Origin of the sequence: Microscilla marina ATCC 23134, assembly GCF_000169175.1 — a bacterium.
GTDB classification, from domain to species: Bacteria; Bacteroidota; Bacteroidia; order Cytophagales; family Microscillaceae; genus Microscilla; species Microscilla marina.
Genome location: NZ_AAWS01000041.1, coordinates 14790 through 39972 on the forward strand (window position 1 = coordinate 14790; position 25183 = coordinate 39972).

The 25183-nt window shown below is 42.5% G+C and carries 9 protein-coding genes; 7 read left to right on the top strand and 2 right to left on the bottom strand.

Features of this window, described 5'->3' with window-relative positions; all coding sequences use genetic code 11:
- Positions 1-162 precede the first annotated feature (162 nt).
- Both M23134_RS27540 and M23134_RS42565 read right to left on the bottom strand, forming a co-directional pair.
- Complete coding sequence (locus M23134_RS27540; protein ID WP_002701865.1) at positions 163-5082, bottom strand: FG-GAP-like repeat-containing protein; 4920 nt, start codon at positions 5080-5082, stop codon at positions 163-165.
- 540 nt (positions 5083-5622) lie between these two features.
- A complete protein-coding gene (locus M23134_RS42565; RefSeq protein WP_002701867.1) occupies positions 5623-5748 on the bottom strand; it encodes a hypothetical protein in 126 nt (41 codons plus the stop codon).
- A 948-nt stretch (positions 5749-6696) separates the two neighbouring features.
- Between M23134_RS42565 and M23134_RS27545 the strand changes: the two genes are divergently transcribed.
- The 7 genes from M23134_RS27545 (at position 6697) to M23134_RS27575 (ending at position 24875) form a co-directional block, all read left to right on the top strand.
- Complete coding sequence (locus M23134_RS27545) at positions 6697-7446, top strand: hypothetical protein (protein WP_045114458.1); 750 nt, start codon at positions 6697-6699, stop codon at positions 7444-7446.
- A 118-nt stretch (positions 7447-7564) separates the two neighbouring features.
- On the top strand, positions 7565-8554 hold the full coding sequence (locus M23134_RS27550) for a hypothetical protein (protein WP_002701871.1): 990 nt from the start codon (positions 7565-7567) through the stop codon (positions 8552-8554).
- 1079 nt (positions 8555-9633) lie between these two features.
- Complete coding sequence (locus M23134_RS27560; protein ID WP_002701875.1) at positions 9634-13548, top strand: hypothetical protein; 3915 nt, start codon at positions 9634-9636, stop codon at positions 13546-13548.
- A 72-nt stretch (positions 13549-13620) separates the two neighbouring features.
- Positions 13621-14757 carry a C1 family peptidase gene (locus M23134_RS27565; protein WP_157558677.1) on the top strand — a complete coding sequence of 379 codons (1137 nt, stop codon included), beginning with the start codon at positions 13621-13623 and terminating at the stop codon, positions 14755-14757.
- Positions 14758-15320: 563 nt separating this feature from the next.
- Positions 15321-15452 carry a hypothetical protein gene (locus M23134_RS42570; RefSeq protein WP_002701881.1) on the top strand — a complete coding sequence of 44 codons (132 nt, stop codon included), beginning with the start codon at positions 15321-15323 and terminating at the stop codon, positions 15450-15452.
- A gap of 445 nt (positions 15453-15897) precedes the next feature.
- A complete protein-coding gene (locus tag M23134_RS27570) occupies positions 15898-19839 on the top strand; it encodes a vWA domain-containing protein (protein WP_002701883.1) in 3942 nt (1313 codons plus the stop codon).
- A gap of 107 nt (positions 19840-19946) precedes the next feature.
- A complete protein-coding gene (locus tag M23134_RS27575) occupies positions 19947-24875 on the top strand; it encodes a hypothetical protein (RefSeq protein ID WP_002701885.1) in 4929 nt (1642 codons plus the stop codon).
- Positions 24876-25183: the final 308 nt, after the last annotated feature.

Consider the following 25183-nt stretch of genomic DNA (forward strand, 5'->3'; position numbering starts at 1 on the left):
TTCGCCTGGAGCTGGAAAAGTAATTAGCTTATTTGCTCAGTCTTTTGTGTCGTCTGTTGGCAAACATAGCCAAACTCTAACAACTGTTTGCCAGGTTCAAGCGGACAAAAAGCAGACTTTACCTCTTTTTATAAGTGATGTGATCGGTGCAACCCAAGCAGCTTATTTGATGCAAACTATTTTTTTTACTCCATAGTGTTTTCCTATAACTATTTCGAGCAGATATATACCTGAGGGTTGGGTACTAAAATCAATGCTTTCTTTCAATGTACTGTATTGTTTTGTGCCTTTCTTTGTGTACACCCGTTGCCCTTGAGCGTTTCTAAGCCATAGTTGGTAATCTCCTTGAATGGGTGTGTCCATCACAAGCTGGTGAGTTTGGTTTGCGTGGTTGTAAATCACCTGCATTTGTGCAGATATATCCTGATTATTCAGTCCGTTTACACTAAAATAGATAACATTAGAACTGTTCGTACAATCGTTGTTTTCTGTGACCAAGTGGTATCTGCCAGGTTCTTTGGGAATAAAATAGTTTTCTTGGGTTTGTTGTACTTTCTCATAGTTATAATACCAAAAATAACGGTCAGCCTGAGGTGTGGAGGCTCGTATGGTGTCTTGCTCCAGTGTAATTTCTACTTGGTTTATGCTTTGTTTTAAGATAATTACTTGGTTGGTCGTTTGCACACAACCCTGAGCCGATATCTGGCAGGCATAAATTCCTGTTTCTTGAGCCAGATAAAAGGGAAGGTTGGCATGAGGAATTTCTACACCATAATTAGTCCATTGATATTCCGGCTCGTTTATGCTTGTGGTCACTATCAGTTTACTGCCTTGTCCGTTGCATATTTGCTGAGTTTGGTCATCAGCCAGAGATATAAAAATGGGCAAATTGCATTCCGCTCTGGCAAATGCGATGTTTGAAAAGTCAGAATAACCACCTGACCCTACGGCTCTCATTCGGTAGTAATATACTGTGCTGTCATCCACGGTGTTATCCTCATAGTCGTCTGCTTCTGCATTCAAAATAGCTATCTGTTGATAGTTCAAGCTGTCTTCCTCCGAAGATCTTTCGATGCTAAAATAATGGGCCTTTTCGGAGTCGTATTGCCAGGACAAGGAAATAAGAGCAGGCGATATTGGACTGGCAACGATGGTTGGTTTGGCAGGAGGTATAGTGCTTGAGTCGCTGGGAGTAGTTGCAGAGGCTTCATTGGGCGAGGTAGAGCGCCCATTGGCATTGTAGGCAAATACCCGGTAAGTATAGGCAACATTGCCTACCACCCCTTTGTTGTCAATGTATTCGGTGAGTTCTGCACCCATCAAAGAATCCTGAAATACATACAGGTGGTTAGTGCGTATACTTTTGCGTTCAACAATGAATCCTTGTTCCGAAATGGCCACGTCTTGCCACGAAAGCCGTATTTGCGTAGCCGAGGCAGCTACTGCCTTGAGCTGAATGGGTGAACGTGGCAGGTTAGTGGTGGTAGCAAAAACTTCGTCACTGATGCCATTGCCTGCGGTATTTACTGCCCGGATGCGAAAAAAGTAGGCAGTGTTTTCATTTAGCCCTTCTACCTCATATTGGTAGTTATCACTTGTGATAGTATCGACAGGCGAAAAGTGGGCATTGTTGCTGGGCGACGCTTCGATAATGTACCCAGAAAAATTGTCGGCATCAGACAAACTTGTCCACGTAAGTACTATAGAGGACGAGCTAAGGGGGGTAGCAGTGAGGTTGTTGGGAATTGCAGGGGGAGTTACTACCCTAAATGTCAGTTCCTGGGCAAAAGCCGAGCCTACCAAACTATGATCCAACGCCTGTACACTCCAGTGATAAATGCCAGGACCCAGCCCATGCAGGATTTTCTGATTGCCCTGAAACCCTCTTTGGGCAATTTTTCGGAGACCAGTTGTGGGGTTAGCCATAGAAGGGCAGATGTCTTCTTTTTGAGCGCTGGTTCCTATGCGTAAATTATAAGTAAGTGCTGCCTGTGGGGTTTGTGCATCTGTAGATTTGTTCCAGGTCAGGGTCACCGTATTGTCAGCTACAGTGGCTTGTAGTTGGGTAGGAGTGGTGGGAGCAGTGTTTTGTACTATAGCTTCGTTTTTATAAACATAGGCACCATACAAGTTGCCAAACGATGAAGCAGTTCCCTGAAAAACACCTGCCAGCGCAAAGTCTATGCTCCCATCGTTGTTGTAGTCTCCTGGCGAAACACGACCATCGTAAGGGGTGATTTCCTTGCCTAGGTCATCCCGATAAAATTTTTCAAAAATGCCAAAATCTGTGTCTTCAACAAAAGAATCATTGCCGTTATTTCTATAAAGTTTGCAGTCACCATCACTAAAACTAACCGCTATCTTTACCCCATTCACCAGTACGTCCAAATCACCGTCATTGTCATAGTCTAGCCAACGGGCTACCCCTTGTACTGCCATAAACGAAGTGGCTATCTCTTCAAAAGTTCGTCCATCACCCAAGGGGATATTTTTGAATATTTTCACGCCAGAGGTTCCCAACAATGGTGCAATTGCACCTGCAATGAGTATATCCAAAAAACCATCATTGTTATAGTCTCCCCACCGAACACTGCCATTGCCTGCTCCCCAAGTAAAAAACTCATGCAAGGAAAACCCACCACTTCCATCATTTATATACACATTGACAGAGGAGCTGTCGGCACCAGCCTTAAACCCCCCAATCAGTAAATCCAAATCCCCGTCGTTGTCATAATCTCCCCATTCCAGGTCGCCCTTATTTATTCCTACCACTCCTTTGTCGCCTTCATCTACAAAACTTACCCCTTGTTCGTTTCTATAGAAATTAATACTTACGATCCCTTGTTCCTCCCCCGAAATTATCAAGTCCAAGTCTCCGTCATTGTCATAATCTCCCCATAGAGCAGTGCTTTCTGCTTTATTTTGCAGCACATCTATTTGGCTGTTTTTAAATGATTTTCCCTCATCATTCCTAAATACCCTGGTCAATGTTGTACCAAAATCACCAGTGAAGACCAGGTCTAAAAAACCATCTCCATTATAATCACCCCAGGCAGCGCTTCCTTCAGCCAAAATGGGCAGATTGTTTATGTTAGAAGCCAAAGAAAAACTTTGCCCATTGTGATTGTTATAAAGTAAGTTTTGCACCACATTCTCTCCTTGTTTGCTTCCTTCACCCATCACAAGCAGGTCCAAGTCTCCATCGTTGTCATAATCTCCCCAAGTCAGTGCTTTGCCATTCAGAGAAGCATCAATGTTCATTTTTTTTGCCCAACTAAACACCTTGATGTTACTTGTTGCCACCACTGGAAGCGATAACTCAGAATGGCCTCTCTTGTTGAATGCTTGCACCTTATAGTAATAGGTAGTATGGTTAGCCAAGCTGGTATTGTCGTCTATATACTGGGTAGATGGAGACACACTGGGGAAATCATTATGGGTAGTGTTTGGAATGGTATCTATAATTTCATAACCGTTGTCGACAGACAAAGATCGATATACAATATAAGAGGGGTCAGCTTGGTTGGTGGCTGCTACCCAAGTAATTTTTATTCTGCCAATATGGTCTGTTTCTGCCTGTAAGCCAGTAGGGGCAATTGGAAGTGGCTTAAAATCAAAACTTTGGGGCTGGGCAAAGAAGGATGCCTTCCCGTTTTGGTCTATTGCTTGTACGCTCCAGTAATAGGTTTGGGCGCTGGTTGGTTCTGGCAGGTTAACCAAAGTAAAATGATTTTTATACCCTGCATTGCCTTGTCTTATTACCTTTCTCACCCCATAAAACAATGAAGTAGGATCACTAATAGATTCAGGCGAGAGCACATCTTCTGTAAAAGGAGCCAAGCCTACATACAGGTTATAACTAAGTGCACTTTGTGAGGTTTCCTGGTCAGTTGATTTGCCCCAGGCAAACGTGACCTGATTGCCCTGAAGAGAAGTGGTTAGGTTTGTAGGAACGGTTGGTGTACCAATGTTGACCTTTTCGGTAATGCTTCGGTAAATATAATTGTTGGTGGCAGCATCACGGTCACATACATCCAGCCTGCCATCTCCATTATAATCTACCAATTGAGGTTGAGTAAATTCGTTGCTATGGCTTATTTCAGTAAATACATTTTCTCCATCGTTTCGGAGCACCGTTTCCTGACCCAATACATCCAAGTCTCCGTCATTGTCATAGTCACCCCAAGCAAAAACAATCTTGGAACTTGTGATAAAAGTATTTTTAAACTTGCCGTCTCCTTCATTGCGGTAAATTCTGGTAACCACTCCATTTATATTTTTTCCAGAGATCATCACATCTATATTGCCATCTCCGTCAAAATCTCCCGCATCCAAATGCCTTGGCTCGCCCGCAAGAAACCGAATGGTATCGTGAAAGCTACCTTGCCCATCATTTCTCAAAATCCTTGCTTGTGGGGTTTGATAAGGTGAGTCAGGTTCCGCCCCTTTTTGTAGGGCTGCCATTAAAATATCCAAATAGCCATCGTTGTCATAATCGAGCCATTGGATATTTGCATTAATGAGGGTGGCCTCATTTTCAATCAGTGTAATTTTAGAGAAGGCGAAGTTTTGGTGATTTTCCAGCAAAATGGTTTCCTTGTCATCATCGTCACCGCCCGATGCAAGCAAATCCAGGTCGCCATCATTGTCGTAATCACCTGCATTAAACGATACATCAATGTGGGCTGTAATCAAGGCACTTAGGTTGGCCGCTTGGTCTAGGTTTCCATTGGTGTTAAAAGTGTAAATATAGGTTTGGGAAGCATTGACCAACAGGTCCAGCTCTCCGTCAATATTGGCGTCAAACCAAAATACAGAGGCACCTGGTTCAATAGAAGGAAATGAATGAGGGGTGTTTACCTGAATGTGGACATCACTTAAAGTACCATTCCCATGGTTTTGGTATATTTTTACTCCCACAGAAGGGGCCGCTATAGCTAAATCTAGGTCTCCATCTCCATCATAATCTCCCCAGCTTGAGTTTCCTGCCGGCAAATCCAGGCTGGTTCTTACAAATTGTGCTTGCAGGGTAGTGGTTGCCACCAAGCAACTCAAAAAAACACTATAGACAAATAAACGCATCTTAAATAAAAAATAAGTTGAACATACCCATGCTAAGGAATGCTTCCAAAATAAATTTACATTCTTAACCTCATCTTTTGTTGCTATGCTTTGTTAAAAAATAGCCGAATAGCGCTGCTATTAGCCGACCATCCCTCAAGCTCGCTCAATATCCACTAGGACAGGCATTTGTTTTTTAATAATCGAGTAACAGTGGTTGCGTCAGCTGGATTCAGCCTTAGTTTGTTGCCGTTAAAAATCTGTGAAACGAAGCCGTAAAAACTGATCACTGTTTGAGCGAAGCGAGTTTGAGCAGTTTCGGCGTAGTGGAGCAGATTTAGGCAAAACAAACTACAGCTGCGGGTTTTTTGGTTACTTTTTTACCTGTAGAAAAAAGTAACGGCTCACCGATATTCGAATCAATCATTACACAAGTGTGTTTAATGATTGACAACTTTTTAATAGAAAAATCACTTTATAATTATTAAATACCAGTTGTCGCCCCTGCTGGATATTGCCGTGCCGCGTCTAGCTTCAAAATATTTTGTAAACTATAGAAATTTATTTTTTCACCATTCCTAAGGCAAAGCCCATTTGGAATGAGGCATAATACGACACCTGCATGGTTTTTTTATAAGCTTTGGTAGGGTGCTGCTCTGGTTCAATAAGCACCAAGGCAGAATTCAATATATCTAATGGGTAGGCGCAACAGCCTTATGATGGGCAAGTGGTCTTACTTGTAGCACCGATATACACCGGTATCTAAGGGCTTTTAACCACGCTTTTTGTAAGTTGCTGAAAATCAACACGATATAAAAGTGTAGTTACCTGTGAACCGAATCTACAGCAATTTGCTGTGATGAGCTCAACGCAGTTAAACAGAGTTTGCCTAGTGGAGGCTACGCCGACATCCCGCTTGCGGGGCACCGATATTCATCGGCATCTAGGGACTTGCCCCCTGTCGGGGCTTATAGCTAATTATTTGCTGCTGCCTGGCCATTAATCTACCACATTGTATAGAAGCAGACGTTTGCCCGAATCGGTCATCAAATTTTGATTAGATATTTCCACTTAATAAAATTATAACCGACTGAAAATAAGCGGGTCTTGAATTGTTGGCTACCCTTGAGCAGCCTGTCGTTGTTATGAATTATTGTGAATAAATTTCAACAAAAACAGAGGTACATCCAACTTTCCAAAAGGACAAAAAGTGCCCGTACAGAAAAATTTTGAATGTCCATTTTTTTTCTTCACGGCAGTCCTGTTTGTGTCTGTCCTGAGAAAGGCTTTGTGCCAAGGGCAAAACGTTGTTTGGATAGACGCTTTCTTATCAATAGCCCGTAGCGAATTTGAGTAAATGTGTACACTGTTTAAGGTTGGGAATTAACGATTTATGACAAATATGTTTACCAAGTTTATTTTAAAAGGGAGTTGGGGCGTATCCCTCAACACACCAATAAATATTTTTTAAACTTATAACTGGCTGATAACCAGAAATCTATTTTGACTAAAATCGTTGCGGAGTATTGTTCTTATTAGAAGCGTGTTTTAATACCTGCCAGATTTTCGATGCCTGACAGGTGTAGGCATAAAATCAGGCATAAGGTTTTTGTTAAAGATCCAATTTTAAAAGCAATGGATAGCATCAGCAACATATTGGCAGTTTTGCCAGATAAGGCAATAAACACCACAGGGAAAAAAGCCAGGCATAGTTTTGTGAGGGTCATACGACGCCTATGGTTGTCATGGGGGCGGCACCAGGGGGCTTGGGAGGGAGGTTTTTTGCCAGAAACCAATACATTATTTAAGAAAACCAGCCTTGACCAAACCTGGTGGCAAGGTTTCGCTTCTGCCATTATTTGCCAGGCAATGTACCAAACAGGTTATTTATCTGAATTAAATGAACAAAGAATAAACTATGCCATCAATGGCTACAATGCCACCTTGAGGTCAAGGGCGTGGGGGTGGTATGTGTATCTTTTTGCCGAAGACCTGCAAGAGCGTTTGCCAAAAGATTCCAAAAACAATGCGCTAAAAAAAGCATACTTACGCTGCCTAAGCAACACGCAATGGATTGAACACAAAAGGTTGTTTTTCCAGTGTAAAAAGAACGATGAGGAGGCAGCCTGGGAGATGTACCATCATTATGTCAAGTTTGTGGTGTTGGGAGCGACCGAGATAGAAATAAGGAAGGTGATTAGAATACAAATCAACGAAGGCTTGATGACTGAACCAATGCTGTTGAAGTTTAAGTTTGACTGGCGGTTGTATTGCCCCTGGTTCTCTAGGCCTATCAGCTGGAAGGATTTGCCAGACCTCGAAATTGACACAATTCCTTATGATTTTTTATCCCAAGGCAATCCAGGGTTCAAATACGTGAGGTAAGGAGGTGGTTATTCCTCTTGCCGTAAAACAAAGATAATTATACAACAGGTGTTGCATAGCCTAACTTAGTCAACAAAGCCCACAAATAAATATAAACATCAATTCAAAAATGAAATCTATGAAATATTTAATATTTATGATAGGCTGTTTGCAAATGACAACAATACAAGCACAATGGCGGGTGATTTCTGTAAGCCCTGCCTCTAGGTGTTTGGTCAAGGGGGATGGCAAAATACTGAAAAAAGGAGATGTGATAAGTCCTCAAACAAAAATTATTTTTCAAAACTTAAAAGGGTATGTGCACATTTACCGCAAAGGTGCCGCTCCTTTTATGCTAAGCCCAAATAAGGCAAAGTCAACCGGAGGCAGCGAGCTGATGGCGTTGGCACACGAACTTGTAGTTCCCAAAAAAGAGAGGCTATCGACCAGAGGAGCAGAAGACGCTTTAGAAGTGGCTGAAACCTTGTTGAGTTTTAAAATGTGGTTAACTGGTGCGTCCGCTGACGCCAATACTGAATTGGTCCAGGGAGCGAAGCCTGTTTTATTTTTTGGCAACAAAGCGCACCTATATGTAGCAAAAAAAGCTTTTACAGAAGTAGGCGATTTTTACCTTGTGTACCTTCTTCAAGGTAAAAAAGTGGTTTACCCGTTGGTCAAGGAAGTTGACAAAGAAAAAATGACCCTTTCTTTTGACCGAAACATCTTACCTCCAGCCAAATCTTTGGCAAGTAGCAAAAGTGCCCTTTTTTTTCTACCAAAGGAAAAGGGAGCCAAACCTGTAAAAGTGGCTCGGTTTAGACCCATGATCATAGAAAACATCAAAGGGGAGCAAATAGAAGAGTTAAAAGAGGTCATACAAGCTTTAAAAGAAGCATACGGGCAGGCATACAAAACCCAGGCTTTTGCCCGGTATAAACGTAAACTGGCAAGCAACCGGGATGATGTCATCATCAGGCAGCAAGTAGCACAAGATGCCAAACGAGCAATTTTTGAAGGCATTTACACCTATCTTGAAAGCGTCTATGAGGCTTCGCCTGACCGCAACAGCCTAAAAAAGTGGTTGAAGGCAAACTTTCCCAAGCTTTTTTTGCCATACAAAAAGAAATAATCACTAAAGTTTGGGTTTGCCCACTTCTAGTCCGGTGCGATTGTATGAAAGTCGCCACTTTATGGGTAGGTTTATAACAGTAGGGTCAATACCCCTGCCGATTTACTGAAAGGCAGCATGTGGTTGCCTTTTGGGCATCATAAATAGTAGTGAATAGTGATTGAAGTTCTGACAGAAAGGAGAGCCCTGTTTTTATACTAAAAAGGCAGGGGAAATTCTTCTTTCTGTTTTTTGCAAAAATGCGATCAAAAATTTCCTAAATATAAAGTCTTTCTAATATGATTTTGATAGATCGTAGACTCACCTTGAGCATTGCTTGGGGTGAGTTTTTTATTAGTAAGCGTTTAGGAGCTTATAGTAGGTGATGGTGATGGCTGCAAGGTACAAGCACCCAGCTGTTTTAAGTCTGAGTGGAGCGGAGACTTAAAACTTGTAAATATTGGAAAGTCTCTGACTTTCTTTGCGACACTTAAAACAGCTAGGGTAGACAGAGGCATTTATCAAAACAAACAGACCAACGACCAATAAAAAAACACACATGACAGCATCAGGTGTGTTTTTGTTTGGGGGTATTTTGAAAGCTACTAAGAAAATACCCCGGTTATTTGAAAAAGCCAGGGATTTATAAGCTTTTGGGGTTTACTCATTGCCTCAAAATGTGCCAGGCTATCACTACGAACGAATAAAAACATTCTATGCCCCAAAGGTAACGACTGAGGTGCTAAGAAAAGAAAAAACCAACAGACTCCGAGTAGACCTTCAGGCATATAAGGTGGAGGGGGTACATGTTTTGGTTGTGTGTCGATTTATCAGGTGTGCTTTAAAAAACTTCTACACAGTATTACTTGATGTAAAAGAGTGTGGGCTGAAGCAAGGGTATGTTCTTTACTTATGTTTCCCGTCTACTTTTTATCTTATATTTTATGCACTTATCGTCTGGTGGTTTTTGGCTGCTCCCTCCTAAAGCAAAAGTAGATTGCCCAAAGTTGTTTATGGGGGTTTCTTTGCTGACACAAGTATACTGTTGGTTGAACTGAAATTCTCACAATATTTTTTTTAATCATACATGAACTAACTTGATGACAACAGCAAAAGAACATCACCAAAACGTTGAAAGGTTGCTAAGGAGACCTAGCCTTTCTTACGCTACTACCACCGGACACGTTATTTCATACACACCTGAAGCCGAAGAAGTGACTGTTAACGGTGAAAATATTGAACATTCTTACTGGGAAGACCAAGAGAGAAAAACGCTCAAGCTCGAGCATAATGGAGTAGATTTAAAAGTAAACTTCCTACACAGTAAAATAGAAGGAATAATAGAAAGCCTGGTAAAGGAAAAGTTAGTTTTAAACCCTTTTGTTTGCCATAACCTCCAGTTAAGTGATCAGGTAGAAATTACAGTCAATAAAAAAGGGCATTTTTATGACTTATCCTGGAATCCTTCGACTAAGAGTTGGAAAAACGTCAATTGGCACAGGCAGGGAACAAACCTGATGTTTCACTTTAAAACTCCTTCAGAAATAAGTTCTCATGCCCGTTTTGGGGGATATCTTGAAGGGGGACCCATTACAGCAAGTTTTGATACCCAAGTGACCAAGGTAAGTTTACCCGTAGCCAATGATTGCCGAGTGCATTACCTCGATCAAGGAAAAGCATCTGTAAGGGTTGAAAGCTTGTTAACACCAGCAGCAGAGAAATTCCCCATATATAAAAACGATAGTGCTACCGCAGCAAGCTTTTGTTATCTTTTAGGAATTCATATAGTACCTTCGTTAGATGGAAAATCTTTTACGGGAGTATTAATTGCAGAATTGGAAGAAGGAGAGGTTGTTTTTTGGGGAGTAAGAGGCGATTTGGCACAATATACATTGCCTTATACAGACCATCATGTGACCCAACCACCAATAGATACGCCTACCACTGTAAAAGTAGGAGCAAATGCTTTTTTCCAACAGCACATCAATGATGGGCTGGATGATCAAGAAGAACCAGTGGTTGTTGGACCGTTTCCAGAAAGTATGAGTAAACCAGGTGTTATCCCAAGCTTGGTGGATGGCAAGCTTGGGGCAGGTCAGGGTAGCAAAACAGCCAAGGAACTGAATCTGAGGAGTTGGCCTAAGGACAGCACATTACCAGGTAGAATTATTCCATTAGACCTGGAACGGAAGCTAGAAAGCTTGGTACGGCGGTTTTCTTTGAGCGATAGCCTGCGCAGTGACTATCAGAACATAGTAAAACATGCGGTACCCAACCAAGAAATAAAAAGTATCTTTTACTCAGTAGGCGATGCAGGACTCTCGGGCGAACTGAAGGGCATTGCTAGCAAATACAGCGACATCAACGAAAAGTCGAGCATAGCACAAATAGTAGCCGCTATAGAAGGCACCAAAGATACCGATAAAGTAGATGGCATGAATGAGCTGAATATGAAGCGGGCTGATACTTGGCTGAATACTTACCTCAAGGGAGATGACAATTTTAAAAAGCAGCAAAAAGACCTTTTTAAACTCGCTTTTGCCAAATCTGTCGAAAATACTTCATTTCAAGAGTTGTTGGAGGGGCAACGTGACCCAAATAATGAAAAGGCATATTACCACCCCGACAAGGTCATTGCCGATTATGATGAGGAGCGTTATTACCAGGGGACGGTAGAGATACTGGTGGCTGCTATAAAACAAGACCATAACTTTTCGGATGCTACAGAAAAAAAACTTATTGCCAAGGGGCTCAAACCAGAAGATACCAATGCCATTCATGACATAGAGGCATACGTGATGGAAAACAAGTTGTACCATGCGTTGGCTATGTTTAATTATGTTACCCAAAAATCGAAAATAGAAGAGTTATTTTTGCTTCCTTCTCAGGCAGACCAGCAAGGAGTCATGGATAGAATCAACAATGTAATGACTTTGCTGAGTGAGTTGGAAAGGGATGGGGCAAAATCTGCTACGCCTAATTTGCTTTCTTCGACATTTTACAATACAGTGGTGGCTTCGGTGTTTTTACAAACTGTAGACATTACCCCAGATGCCACCACAAAACCAGCAATGGTTGACCTATCGCGAACGATGGTAGACATTATGGTAGAAGATTACCTCCCCGGTGCGCCCCGCGAAGTGGCAGATTTGATAGAAATACTGGATGATATGAGAAAGACAAAGGTGGATGGAGAGTTTGACGACCTGTATCATATGTTTGTGAGTGAGATGTTGGACATTGCCAGCCTCAAATCTTGGCAAGATACGCTTACCCTTAGAAGCTATAACAACAGCACTGCTCTAGAAAACTTTCTTAGCACAAGGGCCTGGCCAGGCAAAGGGTTGAGTGGACTTACCTGGCTGGCGGCTATTACTGCCTTTGTACCTTTGGTGATAGTAATTCAGAAATTACAAAGCAAAGAAGCCATCAAAGGCAAAGACATTGCATATATGGCGCTGAGCGTAGTTCCGCTTTTTTACGATTCTATTGTCAATAGTTTGTTATATTTTACCCAAGGAGGGGTGTCTATGGGGGCTCGAATGCTCTTGTCCAAAACATTTGGTCGCTTATGGGGCATGAGCAAGCTGGTTCCTGTAGAAGATTTAAGGTCTGGCGGCAACAGTTTTCTCAAAAGGTCTATTATCAAAGACCAAATTCAGGCAAGAAAAAGCATTGATTTTGATGGGCTTCAGCGAAGATTGAAAAACATTGATAAAGAACTTCAACCGTTGTCAGAGAATGAGAATATTTGGATGGATGAATATAGCGATGATTGGGCAAAAATGAAACGTCTTCAAGGTGAAAGAGATTCGGTAGTGAAAAAGATGGGAGGAAACGAGGATATTGGGAATATTGAAGATTTGCAAAAAATGCTGGTGGATTATGAAGGGATGGACGGTGCACAAGGGTACAGCCTTGATAGTGCTATGGGTAGAGCCACCCTCAATAGTTATGTGGGTTCTTTCTTGGGCATCACCTTGTCTACTTTTGGCTTGGTAATGACCAGCCTCCAGCTGAGCAAAGACCTTCATGATGGGGCTGACAAAATGCAAATTACCACCGATGCACTTTTTCTATCTTCTTCGGTGGCTATATCAGCCTCGGTGCTTACTACCTTTGGGGTAGAGCTGTTGCCCGCAACGATGGCAAGTGCTATAGGGCCTGTTGCGGGAGCTGTTGGGGGAGCATTAGGAGCCGTTGGTTTTGTACTTATGGCGGTAGGTTTGGTGTATCAGATCATAGCGGCTACCAAACAGAAAAAGCCCCCTACTTATACTGCCTACGACTTGCTGCGCGACTACGTGGCGAACCAAAACGGTAAAAACAACCCCGATCCGCTGTTTTATCAAATCTTTTACATGTCGCAAAAAGTAGCCATTGACCATTTTAATACCAACCTAGAGCCCAGTGCTGGGGTAGGAGTAGGAGTATACATGGCGTATACAGGAGCCACCCACCCCAAGGTGGTTGAGAATGCTCTATATGTGTCTTCGCTTGCCGACAAAAGCATAGAGGCTTCGCCAATAGTGAGTCGTTATTTGGGTTATGGGCTTAATCGTTACCTGTGCCTAAACACCGATTACTTGGGCTATACCTATATCAAGGGCTATGCTTACGACAACAAACAGTTGCAGTGGGTGGCGCTGTATTTAACCTATGATGTGAGCGATTATACCCTGAAGTTTTTGCCTCGGTTTGGCGAAGTAGACGGTGCCGAGAAGGTACGACAACAGCAATGGATATTTGAGGTATATAACGCCCCAGAAATTATCAATGTCAAAGACAAGGATAAAGACATAAGCACCATCACCGAGGCCAACTTTTTGGTGCAAAGTCGTTATCGTAGCGAAGATTTGGGGCAACCTGGCAACTACCTGACCTATGGTGGCATTACAGAAGGTGTAAGTACTGGGGGAAATATGGCAGATTACTGGAGGGTAGCTCGGTATACTTGCGGCTGGGATGTGACCTCGTTTGTGGACACCACCACCACTACTACAGTTTCCTCATAAATGATGGTTTTACCACCCAATGTTTGCCAACGCAGGCATTGGGTGATGTTTTTCAATAAACTCAAAAACATTATGCTAAACGAAAATCAAACATTGCGTTCAGGGATAGGACTGAACAGCAAACCCAGTACCTATTTTCATCAATACAATTTATTTGATGTAGACGAACCACAACCTACCAGTCAGGACTTTCCATCTAAATACAATATTTTGGATAGCCTACCCTCGTTAGAAATCTTTAATCAGTTGGCCTTGAACGATTGTGTAGCAGTGTCAGGTTCGTTTGCGTTGTATGTAGCTTTGTACAAAAAGGCAGGTATACAGTTTATGCCTTCGGTGAAGTATGGGTTTTATGCGGGTAGAATAGTGAGCGCTGGATACCTGGATGCAGTTGCCGAAGAAAAAATACTCGAAAACCAGGCAAACAACGGGCAAAGCAGCTTTAGAGTGATTACTCCCTCTGGAGGCTTAAAGCCCACTGATGACATATCTATGAGTTTTACCGATTATTTTGTGGCCATTGCCAAAAAATACAATGAGGTAGGAGATCAACAACTGGTACCAGGCTTGTATCAATATGGCATACCCAGCGAAGAATTGGTACCCTCTTTTCCTGACAATTCCTTTTCGGAAGACTACATCAAACGCTTCAGAACAGACCATAAGTTACAGATTGACTTCATGAACCAAGGTTTGCCCAATGAGGTAGGCTTTCAATATAAAAAGGGTCAATACAAGCTTGTGTTAGACGAGGTAATGCTTAAACTGATAAAACTCGATAATAGCCAGGAGCTGGTGAAAAAACTCAAGGAGTTGTTGGTGCAAGACAAAACCATTATGTTTGGTATGAGTGTAGACGACAGCCAGTTTTGGAAAAAAGACAGCGCTCTTTGGAAAGAAGGCTTATTTTCGCTGGATAATGGCATTGCCCAACAGCAAAACTATGGCCATGCCATGGTGATTGTAGGATTTGACGATGAAAAGGTCATTGACAGCGATCATCCAGATAGAAAAGGAGCGTTTATAGTACGCAATAGTTGGGGAGTAGCGTTTGGTGATCATGGCTACTGGTATTTGCCTTATCAGTTGGTATATACGTTTCCCCAACCTCCTTTTTTCAACAGTTTTGGGGTAGGGTTTGTGTACATCGATGACCTGAGCATTAATGCAAGCTCTTTGGAAGCACATATAGCCAAAATGGAGAAGTAGGCGTATTACCCAGCAGAAATTATATTTTTATGTTGCAAAAAAGCTGAATAGGAAAAACTCAGCTTTTTTGCTTTCTAGCTTTTCTTAATGACTTTTAGTCGCATATTTGCAAATACAATAATTTAAACCTAAGCCTATCTGCACAAAAGCTCTTACAAAAGGCATTTCAATAAAACCAATCACTTCTGCTATTTGGCAACTTTTGAATGATGAGACACGCCCTTTAGGAGAATATACCCCAAAAAAACCACATTCTCGCCTCGCCGGACCTTCCGAATCAAGTTTGGAGCAGGCAGACTTGCCCCACGGGGCAGTGTCTCTATGTCCAGGGTTTTCTTATAAAAAGCGAGAAACTTCCTTTCGCTATTTTGAAAACAACTTGTCATACCCTCTGACGCCTTCGTTTGTGTCTCCACAAGCGAATAAAAAGTCAAAATCTTGACATACGTTTATGCAACGATTCGATCCGGTTGTGAGGACACAACCAAGGGCGATGACGATGTTATTTATTGATAGTCAAACCATTAAGTTGAAAGATATTTTTAGTTATAAATTTTATAAGAATGCCTGTTTTACTTGTAGTAGGAACGACTCAAAATCATCGCGAAAAAATAGACTTTATGTTGGTTGCCCTCGTGACCCTCCAGCCAATCTTGACCAAATCAGCGAGCACCCAACTCTCTAAGTCGGGCTGAGAAAGCCATTTGTATAAAGTTCGACGACTTACTTACCTCTTAATCACCGAAATCAGTTACCTTTTAGTTACCAATCACACCAAACCCAAGCCCCTAAATATAACCAGACGCTCCATGAGCGGATGGATTTCGCTAAAATTACCGCATAAAAAAAATAAAAAGGCGGCGGACTATTGAAGTATAGGACAGGTGCAGTATTCAGAGACGTTTTTTGCCTTGCAATTAAGTAGGTCAAACCAGCCAACATCTGTGTTTATGGCACCCATCACACTGTCCACTTTTTTTTCTTGCTCCAAAGCACTTGCTGTCCGTCACTTTTTATTGAATACTTTCACTACCCTCCTAGATTGCACTTGTTAATTTTATTGGGTGTCTCCTCCTGCCTAAGCTGGAAGCGACCGCCCACATTAATTTATTACAACTATCACATGACATTTTAGGTTCGATGAAAACACCGCATATCTCCTCAAGTTTTAGCAATTTGCTTCAAAAATTTAAGCCTTCTTACACCACCACCACTGGGCATCAAATCTCTCATACCCCCGAGGCTGATGAGGTCTGTATTAACGGTGAAAATATTGACCACTCTTATTGGAAGGATTCTCAAAAAACAGGATTACGAATTGAACACGATGGCTTTGAGGTAAAAGTCGATTTTTCTCAAAGCAAGGTGGAAGGAATCATAGAAGGTCTGGAGGACGAAAAGGTGGTGCTGAATCCCTTTTATTGTCATAATTTTCGGTTAAGCGATGGTGTAGATATTCAGGCAAACAAAAAGGGCAAGCACCTTGAGTTATCCTGGAATCCCGCAAGCAAAGGTTGGAAAAACGTAGCTTGGCATCGTCAAGACCTTATCCCCTATTTTTATTTTAAAACCGCCCAGCAAGTAGTGGCGTATGCCCGTTATGAGCCCCACATAGAAGGCAGTGCCATTGCGGTCAGTTTTAAGAATGCTGTACAGGAAATTCCTTTGCGACCTTTTAATGATTGTCGCTTGCATCACCTTAAAGACAACAACCATACTATAGAAGTAGAAGGCACCCTGACCCCCTCCGAAGAAGCGTTGCCCATATACCAAAACAATGTACCTTCGCCGGTAGAGTTTTGCTATCCTTTAGGGCTTCATCTGGTAGCATCGCCCGATAAAAAAACGGTGACGGGCGTTTTGATCGTAAAGACGCAAAAAGAAGACGATGACCTCAAGTTTTTTGGGGTACAAGGAGACCTGGCCCAGCAAGAAACCGCCCAGACAGCACACCATTGGGACAAACCCACCAAACCCACCCAAGTCAATCGGTTGGGGGCGAGCGGTTTTGTGGGTGCTTGGGGCACCAGTATTCCCAAACCTTATGAAACGGGGGTAAATGGAGGGCCATTTGGCCCACAAGTTCGGTCAGAAGGCAAGCTAGGAGCCGCCGCCAGCCAAGGCGAAACCCCCGATACCGCCCAAAATCTTGGCTTGAGGTCTTGGGCAAAGAGTGGGGAGCTTCCCTCTAGAGTGATGACCATTGACCTGGAGCGCAAGCTTAACCGAATAGTAAACTGGAACCAAGGCAAAGGTACCTATACTGACGACGATGGCAACACCCACCAACTGGATTTGCTCAATGAAGCCATTGGCAACGACTACAAACAAATAGTACGCTACTTTACCAAAGGCTCAGAAAAAGAAGGAGGGAAGTTTGGCGGAAGCCATTACAACTTCAAAGGGGAGTTTTATTCGGCTGCCGAAACCGCCTTGCCAGGCGACCTAAAAGATATTGGTGGGCGATATAAAGCGATCAATGAAAAAACCAGCTTGGTGCAGTTTGCTTATGCGTTTCCTAATGCTACCAACTCGCTGGGGCTAGGCGATTTGGAAAAAGCCAAGAAAGCCATTCGACAGCTCAATTCTAAACGAGCAAAAAAATGGATGGATGAATACCTCAAAACCAATGATGATTTCAAGGCACAGCAAAGGGAGTTGTTTGACCGGGAGTTTAAGAAAATGGCCGACACAGTAGGCATTACAGCCCTCATAGAAGAGCAACGCAACAAGGAAATATACTACCATCCAGAACGAGTAATTACCGACTACAACCCCGAAAACTACTACCAAGACACAGTAGACATATTGATAGCCCGGATCAAAGAAAACTTGGGCATGACGGTAAACATAGAGGAGACCTTGATGGATAGAGGGGTAGATGTGAGCCTGATGAGTTCGGTTGATGATCTGGAGAAATATGTCAGAAAATACAAATGTTTCAGCGCCTTGGCATTTTTCTATTACGTGACCCAACCCGCCAAAATTGAGCGCTTGGCTTTGTACTCTTCGCGGGAGGACAACTCGGCTACCACCTCAAAAATTAACGACATTATGGTGGTACTCAGTTACCTTGAGCAAGACTCAAAACTACCCGACAAGCAAGTAGATCCTAGTGGGGTGTACCCTTCTTTTAACCCCAATTTGCTAAGTGCTACTTTTTACAATGTCATCATGTCTGACCTTGCCCTGCGCGAAATGGCTCAGTACATCCAGCCCGACCAGGAAGTATTTGGGCAATTGATGGAAGAAACAGCTAAAGCCATGATTTCGCTGTACCAAAACAGCACTATGGATGGGGCACAAGGAGTAATCAAGGAACTTCAGGATATGATGGGAACATCGGTAAAAGACTACCAAGAGTCGGTTTTCCAAATGTCTTATGCCAAAATGTACAACATGGTGGCCGCGAGCGGCTGGCAGGAATCTTTTGTGAAGGACAACTACTCTTTTGGAGCAAAAACAGATCCACGGGAAATAGCATTTCGTAGCACCGTGAGTGAGGAAAGTCTGGTAGGTGGACTATACAAAAACCTATACATTATGGGAGGCATGATGCAAATGATGACCATTTTGGTGCCTTTGATAGCTTCTGATGGCAAACCTACCGCCAAGGATATTGGAAACCTGAGTGCAGTGATTGCCCCCATTATACTGCCTACTTTGATTGAAGGCATTGCCCGGTCGGCGGTAGTGATAGGGGCTGGAGGCTGGCGAGCGGTTTGGGCTCGTTCTGGAGGCTCTATGTTTACGGGCACTTCTAAGATCATTCCGATGGAAGAAGGCATGGGCAAAGCTAAAATATTTTTTGCCCGCAAAACCATTGTCAAACAAATAGAATTGCGTAAGAGTTTGCTGGATAGCAAAGCAATGGAGGAATACAACCAAGCTGTGGAAGATTTCAATAACGCAAGCTCAGAGGATGAGTTTGCTGCATTTGAGAAAATGCAGGAAAAAGCCAAGCCTCTTGTAAAAGAAGGTGTAGCAATGGGAGAAGATGGGGTTGCTACCAGTGAAGTAGTTCAAGGGAGCATAACAGAGCTGGAAGGAATGCTATCTGCCTATGAAGAATCTAGCCTGTTTTTCAAGATGTTCCCCGATTTTGCCTCCTTTGCGGGTGCTTTTTTTGGGTTCTCTTTGTCAGTATTTGGCTTGGTGTATACCAGTATACAACTGGGCAAAGACCTGAAGGGTGGGGCTGATCAAGAGCAAATCATTGTAGATTCCCTGTTTGTAACCTCAGCAGCTTTGCAGGTAACGGGCTTTGTGGTGGGCACACTGGCAGTAGAAGCCATCGTAGGCGCCACCGCTGCCGCAGTTATGAGCGCCTTTGCCTTGGTGCTGGGGGTAGTAGGCTTTCTCATATTTGCGGGGGTCTTTATTTACCGGCTTATCCACCCTCCCAAACCCAAAGAGATTACTTCGCCTTATGAATACTTCCGCGACTACATAGCCGACAAAAACAATGTGCATGGTACCAGTGTGTTTTATATGCCCTACGAAACCGCCATTGATTACCTGGATGTGACCACCTCTACCTCTATGGTCTACAGCATCAAAACTGGAGTGTTGTTTTCCTTTCAGGGAGAAACCAACAGCTCTAGCTTCAAAAAAATACTTTGCCCCAAGAGCGATAAAGGTGCCCAGGTGGTAGAGGAAATTTATTTGAATGCCCTTGCCTTTGGCAACTTGCTTAATATTGATACCAACCCAGGCGGTTATACCAAAATATCGGGCTTTATGAATACCTCTAGTGATGGTACCCCCTATTGGCAGCGGTTTTACCTTGGGTATGACCCCAGCGACCGAAAGGTCAAGTTTATGCCCTTGTTTACCCCCACTCAAGAGAACGAAAATGATAAAATGTATCAGCAACAATGGGTATTTAAAATTGCTGATGCAGCTTCTATTACCAAACAAGACGATAACCTAGAGTCGGCTAAGTTTACGGTGATTAATCGCTCTTTGGGCGAATCGACCTATTTGACTTACAACTCTATGACCAAGAGCTTGTCGATGGGGGGCGATGCCCAAAGTAGCCGTTGGCTGGTCAAATCGGTTATTGTAGATACAGCTATTTAACCTTTACATTTTTTGAAAACTACATACAGGCTTGTTGTTCAACTGTTGATAACAATAATGCACAGACCTGTACTAATGCTTTTACTCATAAACAAATATTAATTTTTATGGCAATGACAAGAACTCAACGGATGAACCTTCTTTTTGATGTGTACAAAAAGAATGACCATGAATTAACCACACCTATAGCTGAGATTGAGCTTGTGGTTCCTGATGATGATTATGCGACGAGTCACCTCTATTTTCAGGCTTTAGAAAGTAGCAAAAGACTGGAACTATCAGGCACAGATTTTTATTATGAAGATGATCACTACTGGTCTACAGCTGACAATAACTGGCATATAAATTTCAGTTTTATCAACATGATGTTTCAGGACGACAACGGTGGACCTAACCTTTATGGTGATGATTATGACTACTATGTGGCCAGTGCCTCTATTTTTTTACCAGAAGACTTTGGCTTGGGAGAGAAAGAGTTAGAGGTGTACTTTGTGCAGAAAATGCCCAAATATGAGCTCTACCTCAATGATGATCCTACAGCGATTGGGAACTACACAAAGTTTACACCAGCAGCCTCTAATAGCGAGATTTATAAATTTGAAATGTTGTTGGGTGGTGATGATACGACCCAGGAAGGGAATGAAAGTGAGAACAAGAGTGAAGGTCAGGCGTCTGTGCCTCTTTTTGAAGAAGCTGCCAAAAACATACATTGGCAAAAATCTAACTTAAGTGTATCGATAGGAATGGATTATTCTAACAACAAACACGTGTTGTTTCGCGACCCATCCAAGACCATACAATCACAGCTAGACAATGCCTTGCACCAAGTAGTAGGTTGGAATGGAAAAAACCTGGAGCAAGCATTTGGAATAAGCAAAGAGCTTACTGTGAGTAACAAGGGTTTGAACGAATTTGTGATAAAAGTAAACGACCGCGAAGTAGCCATTCCTGTCAAGGATAATAATGGTAACACCAAGATGGGGAATGGTAAGCCTACAACAACCAACAAGTTGTACTTTGCAAAGGCTATATACCAAATGCCTGATGATCCTTTTTCTGATTCGATGTACGGGGCTTTGCTCATGGTGAACGACCCTAAGGTAGATGCCACCACCGGAGAAAACGCAGAAGGCAACCTTGGTATTCATCCCTTAACCGAGCACAATACCAAAGTATACTTATTCAAGGCGGTGTTGGCAAATGCCTTACCAATTACTGGCGAGGTTACCTTAAAAGGTAAAATGGGTGCGGCAGTGAAGGTAGATTTAGGAAGAGCAAGCGATTCAATAGCTCACATTGTCACCAACAAGTCACAACCAACCACTACTGATACTATTTATAAGCGATGTCAAAACAACGGTATGCTGACTTTGACAAATATCAACGCTGGAGTGCTGAGAGATTTGGGGGTAGATGATGATAAACTAGATTTGACACCTGACCCCACTGACCCTCGCAAACTGGGATCACCCCAGGGAGTTACAGGTGAAAGGAGTAGTTCCAGTAAGCAACTGTCGTTGCATGACCTTTTGAGAAAAACCCCCCTTACCTATAGTCAGGATAACTACTCTAATAAACTTATGCTTCAGGTAGGCCAAGACATCAATGTCATTATTATGCAATATGTGCCTGATAAAGTCATGAAAAGCTTGTTTGGCTCTATGACACGCCCTGAATTGCCTGAGTACTTCAGCAATGGGCAGGTAGAAATACCAGAAGCATTTTTGAGAAAACTGGCGATGCCACACTTGGTGGGAACCATCATGGATAATAGTGCTTTGACCAAAAGGTTTGCCAAACAAATTAAAAATATTAATTACCACAAGGCTGCCCGACAACGAGCAAAAATGATGGCTGCGCCAGAAATTCAAGTACTTCAGCAAGATATTCTTGATTATTACCTGACCACAGAAGATAAAAATGGCACAGTAGAACAATTAAAAGAGACGATGGACTTGCGTCCGTATTTGGACGACCAACTCCTCAAAGATGTATATCCTACTTCGTGGGAAGAGCTTTCGGCTGATCAGCAAGCCAGAATTGAGGCTATGTTTAAAAGACAGGAGCTCATGTTCAACACTCCTATACCCGCACCTGGAACAGATGTGAATAGTGAAGAGTATAAAAACTACATGGGTTCGCTCAAAGGTATGGTAATTAAATACGCCCTTGAAAACCAATGCTATTGGGCTCTATTGTACCTGCTTGAAGAGTTGCAAATGCGAAAAGTAGGAAGAGGCATGGATTTGCTGGAATCTGGCAGAAAGCCTGAAGCCTTGGATATGAAGCTGGATGTACATAAAAATATTGTAAGGATTTCTTCTGTACTGAGGATACTGGACACAGGACCCACAAAGTTTTTATATCAAACATATTTTCGTATAGCCAACCTAGTGAACGCAGGACATCTAATAAGCACTGCTGTTCTTACCGAAGAAGGAAAGGGCCAGGTGGAGAAAATCATGATTGATGTATTTAAGGCGTTTATGTCAAAGGACGCCAATAAATATCCAGAAATGGCCAAGGTAAAACAAATGGTAGGGGAGAAAGCTGAAAAGGAACAGGTGCTTGTCAAAAATATGAAAGATGCGGCTCTGAAGGAGGGGAAGAGTGAAAGTGAAGCAAATGCAATGGCAGCAAAGGCAGATACCCGCTTTACTACACTTAAGCAACAGTTGGATGCCTTGGAAAACTATCCCCAGCAAAGTAAAAAACTTGGTGCAGGCAATAGCTATGAGGCAACAGAGTCGTCAGATAAGGAAATGGATGAAGCAGCGTCAGCGTTGTCGGCACAAATGCTAAGTGTACTTTCAACAGCGCAAACATACACACCTGCAATTGCCAATATTTTCAAGGTCTTTGGTGATTCAAGTTCTTTAAGGCTAAACGCCTCTATTAGAAACATGACTGCCAACATAGGTGGACTAACTTTGTTTGCTGTTTTTGGAGCCATTGCAGCAAAAGATTCAGATGATGATAATGAGTGGATTTTTTATGGTGTAAAGCTCGCAACATCGGTTGCTGAGGGTATTATGCGAGGTGTTGGAAGGGCAGCTACCAATATCCTGGCTAGTCATACAGTTGATGAGTGGAATTTTGCTAAATCACTGGTGGGTTATATTCCAAAAAATGCTGTAATTTCCACGCAAACTGGGATAACTTTTGAAGAAAATAGTTGGGCAAAGTCTTGGACAGATTTACAAAGGTATGGCAAAAATCGCTTTTTGGTTCAAGAGGCTAATAACGTCACAACAGGTGGGGTTTCTAATTATAGTTTGGTTTCGGAATATAAACTTTATGGAGAGATGAACAATCTTGAATATAAGGTTAACTTCGCTGGAACTCCTTTTGTGCAGCAAAATCCAGATGTTCGAAATCCTCTGTCAGCAAACCGTCAAGTGACGCAGCATAATATACAGCCTCTGGTTGAAAATAATAATGAGAATGCCCTATTATCGCAAAACGTGCTTGTAGATGATGTGCCATTAAGCAATCCATATGATAAATCTTTTGGAGCAAAATATGATATCGGAGCTGATGTGCTAGGTTTTATGGGTATGGGGGTAAATGCGGCAATAGCTGGGTATGCCCTTGCTAGTCTTGTGAAGAAAAAAGATAGCTTCGAGAGAGATACTTACAGGGTTTTATTGGCGTCTAATATCTCCATGGTGACTGCTGCTGGCATACAAACAATTACTCAGCCCATCAAAGCATTTTTTACAAACAGAAGTTTCCTGAGTTGGCGGGGCTATGTGGATATGGCGAATAATTTTTACAAGGGAGATGACCTTACTGACTTACGGAGTTTGGGAGAGTATGCCAAATATAGAAGAGAGGTACAAGCCGCACAGAAGGATTTTGATGAAAACAAACAAAACATACTGGAGAAGATCAGGGGAGATAATCCTGATCCGATTAGTTCAACCTCAACCTCACCTCAGCAAGTACCAGAGTATGCAAACGGTTTGACGTACCAAGAGTATTATAATTATGCAAAGAGTATGCCCAACACGCTTAATGGTGATACAGTGTACAGTAAACTTACGGATCAACCACCTAACCCTCGTGCTGTTACGAATGTGGACGCCCCACAAAACCTACAAGGGCAGTATATTGAAGGGCTTAACCTTAATAACGGTGACAATCTCGCCAAACTTAAGGCTTTTGAGGAAGAGGTAGATGCTATCAATACTAGAGGTAGATTCATGACTCAGGTAACAGAAGCAGATTCAGTAACTTGGGGAGTAGTGGATGCGGCGGTAGCTTTTGCAACAGTACTGTCTATTGGTTTAATGGCTATAGGCATGTATAAACTAGTAAAGGATGCAAAGAAAGACAGTAAGACATCATTAGATGATGAAGAAGAAGCCTTGACTGACTTTGCTGTGGCAAATGGGTCATACTTTGATACCAAAACAACCTATGATGGATTTATTATGTGTGTCAAAGATGATAATGGCAATGTCAAAAGTGGCATCGTTTTCCAGAATGCTGATGAGAAATATCTTTCACGTTCAACAAATGAGTTTGATGATAGTGATGATACTACTACACTATATACACTAACAACTGAGGCAGGTCCCACTCAAACCGACAGCGCTTCTGACTATGAATCCAGGTTATGGTTTTATACCTCTGCCAATAATGATCCCGACAAAGGAGCATTGCGGGTTTCAAAGACAAACGGGGAAATGGTGGGTGACAAGCCTGCGGTTTATGAGGCTCAGATGAATGAAACAGATGACGGGTCAGGAGGTACAACCCGAACTGCTACGGTTAACCTTACCGAAGAAAACTCCCTAGTCAATAATGTATCATTGGTGGACAAGCCTGGCGAAGACGCAGAATACCAAAGCATTGATTTGACAGCATCTATTGGTGATAAGGACATTCAAATAGACAGCGTAAAGGTGTTGAAAAAAGCGTCGTTTGGAATTACATTTAAAAAGTCTAATGTAACCTATTATCTACAGGGCGATTGTTCTTTATCAACAGCGGCTTACTATTGGGATGCCAAAAGCGTGTTTTTTGACTAAGTTCATTGCTTATTATTCTAACCTTTTAAATGGCGTAGCATCTCCTGCAAGGAACCCTTACAGGAGCTACGCTTTTTATTCCCACATTTTAATGGCATTGCCAGAGAGGAGGCAGGCGTGTACAACTACAGGCTTGCCTACCGTAGGCAGTGCCTTGAGGGGTGGGGAGATCATAGTCAAAAAATTAGTACACCAGCTCCTAAATTTGTAAAGTCTATTTTGTGTTTTTTGCCCCCTGATTTCACTTCAAAAATATCACGTAGCTCAGGTTCCGATATGCATCGGAATTGTAAACTAACTCTGATCAA

What these genes read in the sequence shown, in the direction of transcription:
- M23134_RS27550 (WP_002701871.1), top strand. Translation starts at nt 7,565, where the DNA reads ATGAAATATTTAATATTTATGATAGGCTGTTTGCAAATGACAACAATA.
- M23134_RS27565 (WP_157558677.1), top strand. Translation starts at nt 13,621, where the DNA reads ATGCTAAACGAAAATCAAACATTGCGTTCAGGGATAGGACTGAACAGC.
- M23134_RS27575 (WP_002701885.1), top strand. Translation starts at nt 19,947, where the DNA reads ATGGCAATGACAAGAACTCAACGGATGAACCTTCTTTTTGATGTGTAC.
- M23134_RS42570 (WP_002701881.1), top strand. Translation starts at nt 15,321, where the DNA reads ATGCCTGTTTTACTTGTAGTAGGAACGACTCAAAATCATCGCGAAAAA.
- M23134_RS27570 (WP_002701883.1), top strand. Translation starts at nt 15,898, where the DNA reads ATGAAAACACCGCATATCTCCTCAAGTTTTAGCAATTTGCTTCAAAAA.
- M23134_RS27540 (WP_002701865.1), bottom strand. Translation starts at nt 5,082, where the DNA reads ATGCGTTTATTTGTCTATAGTGTTTTTTTGAGTTGCTTGGTGGCAACC.
- M23134_RS27545 (WP_045114458.1), top strand. Translation starts at nt 6,697, where the DNA reads ATGGATAGCATCAGCAACATATTGGCAGTTTTGCCAGATAAGGCAATA.
- M23134_RS27560 (WP_002701875.1), top strand. Translation starts at nt 9,634, where the DNA reads ATGACAACAGCAAAAGAACATCACCAAAACGTTGAAAGGTTGCTAAGG.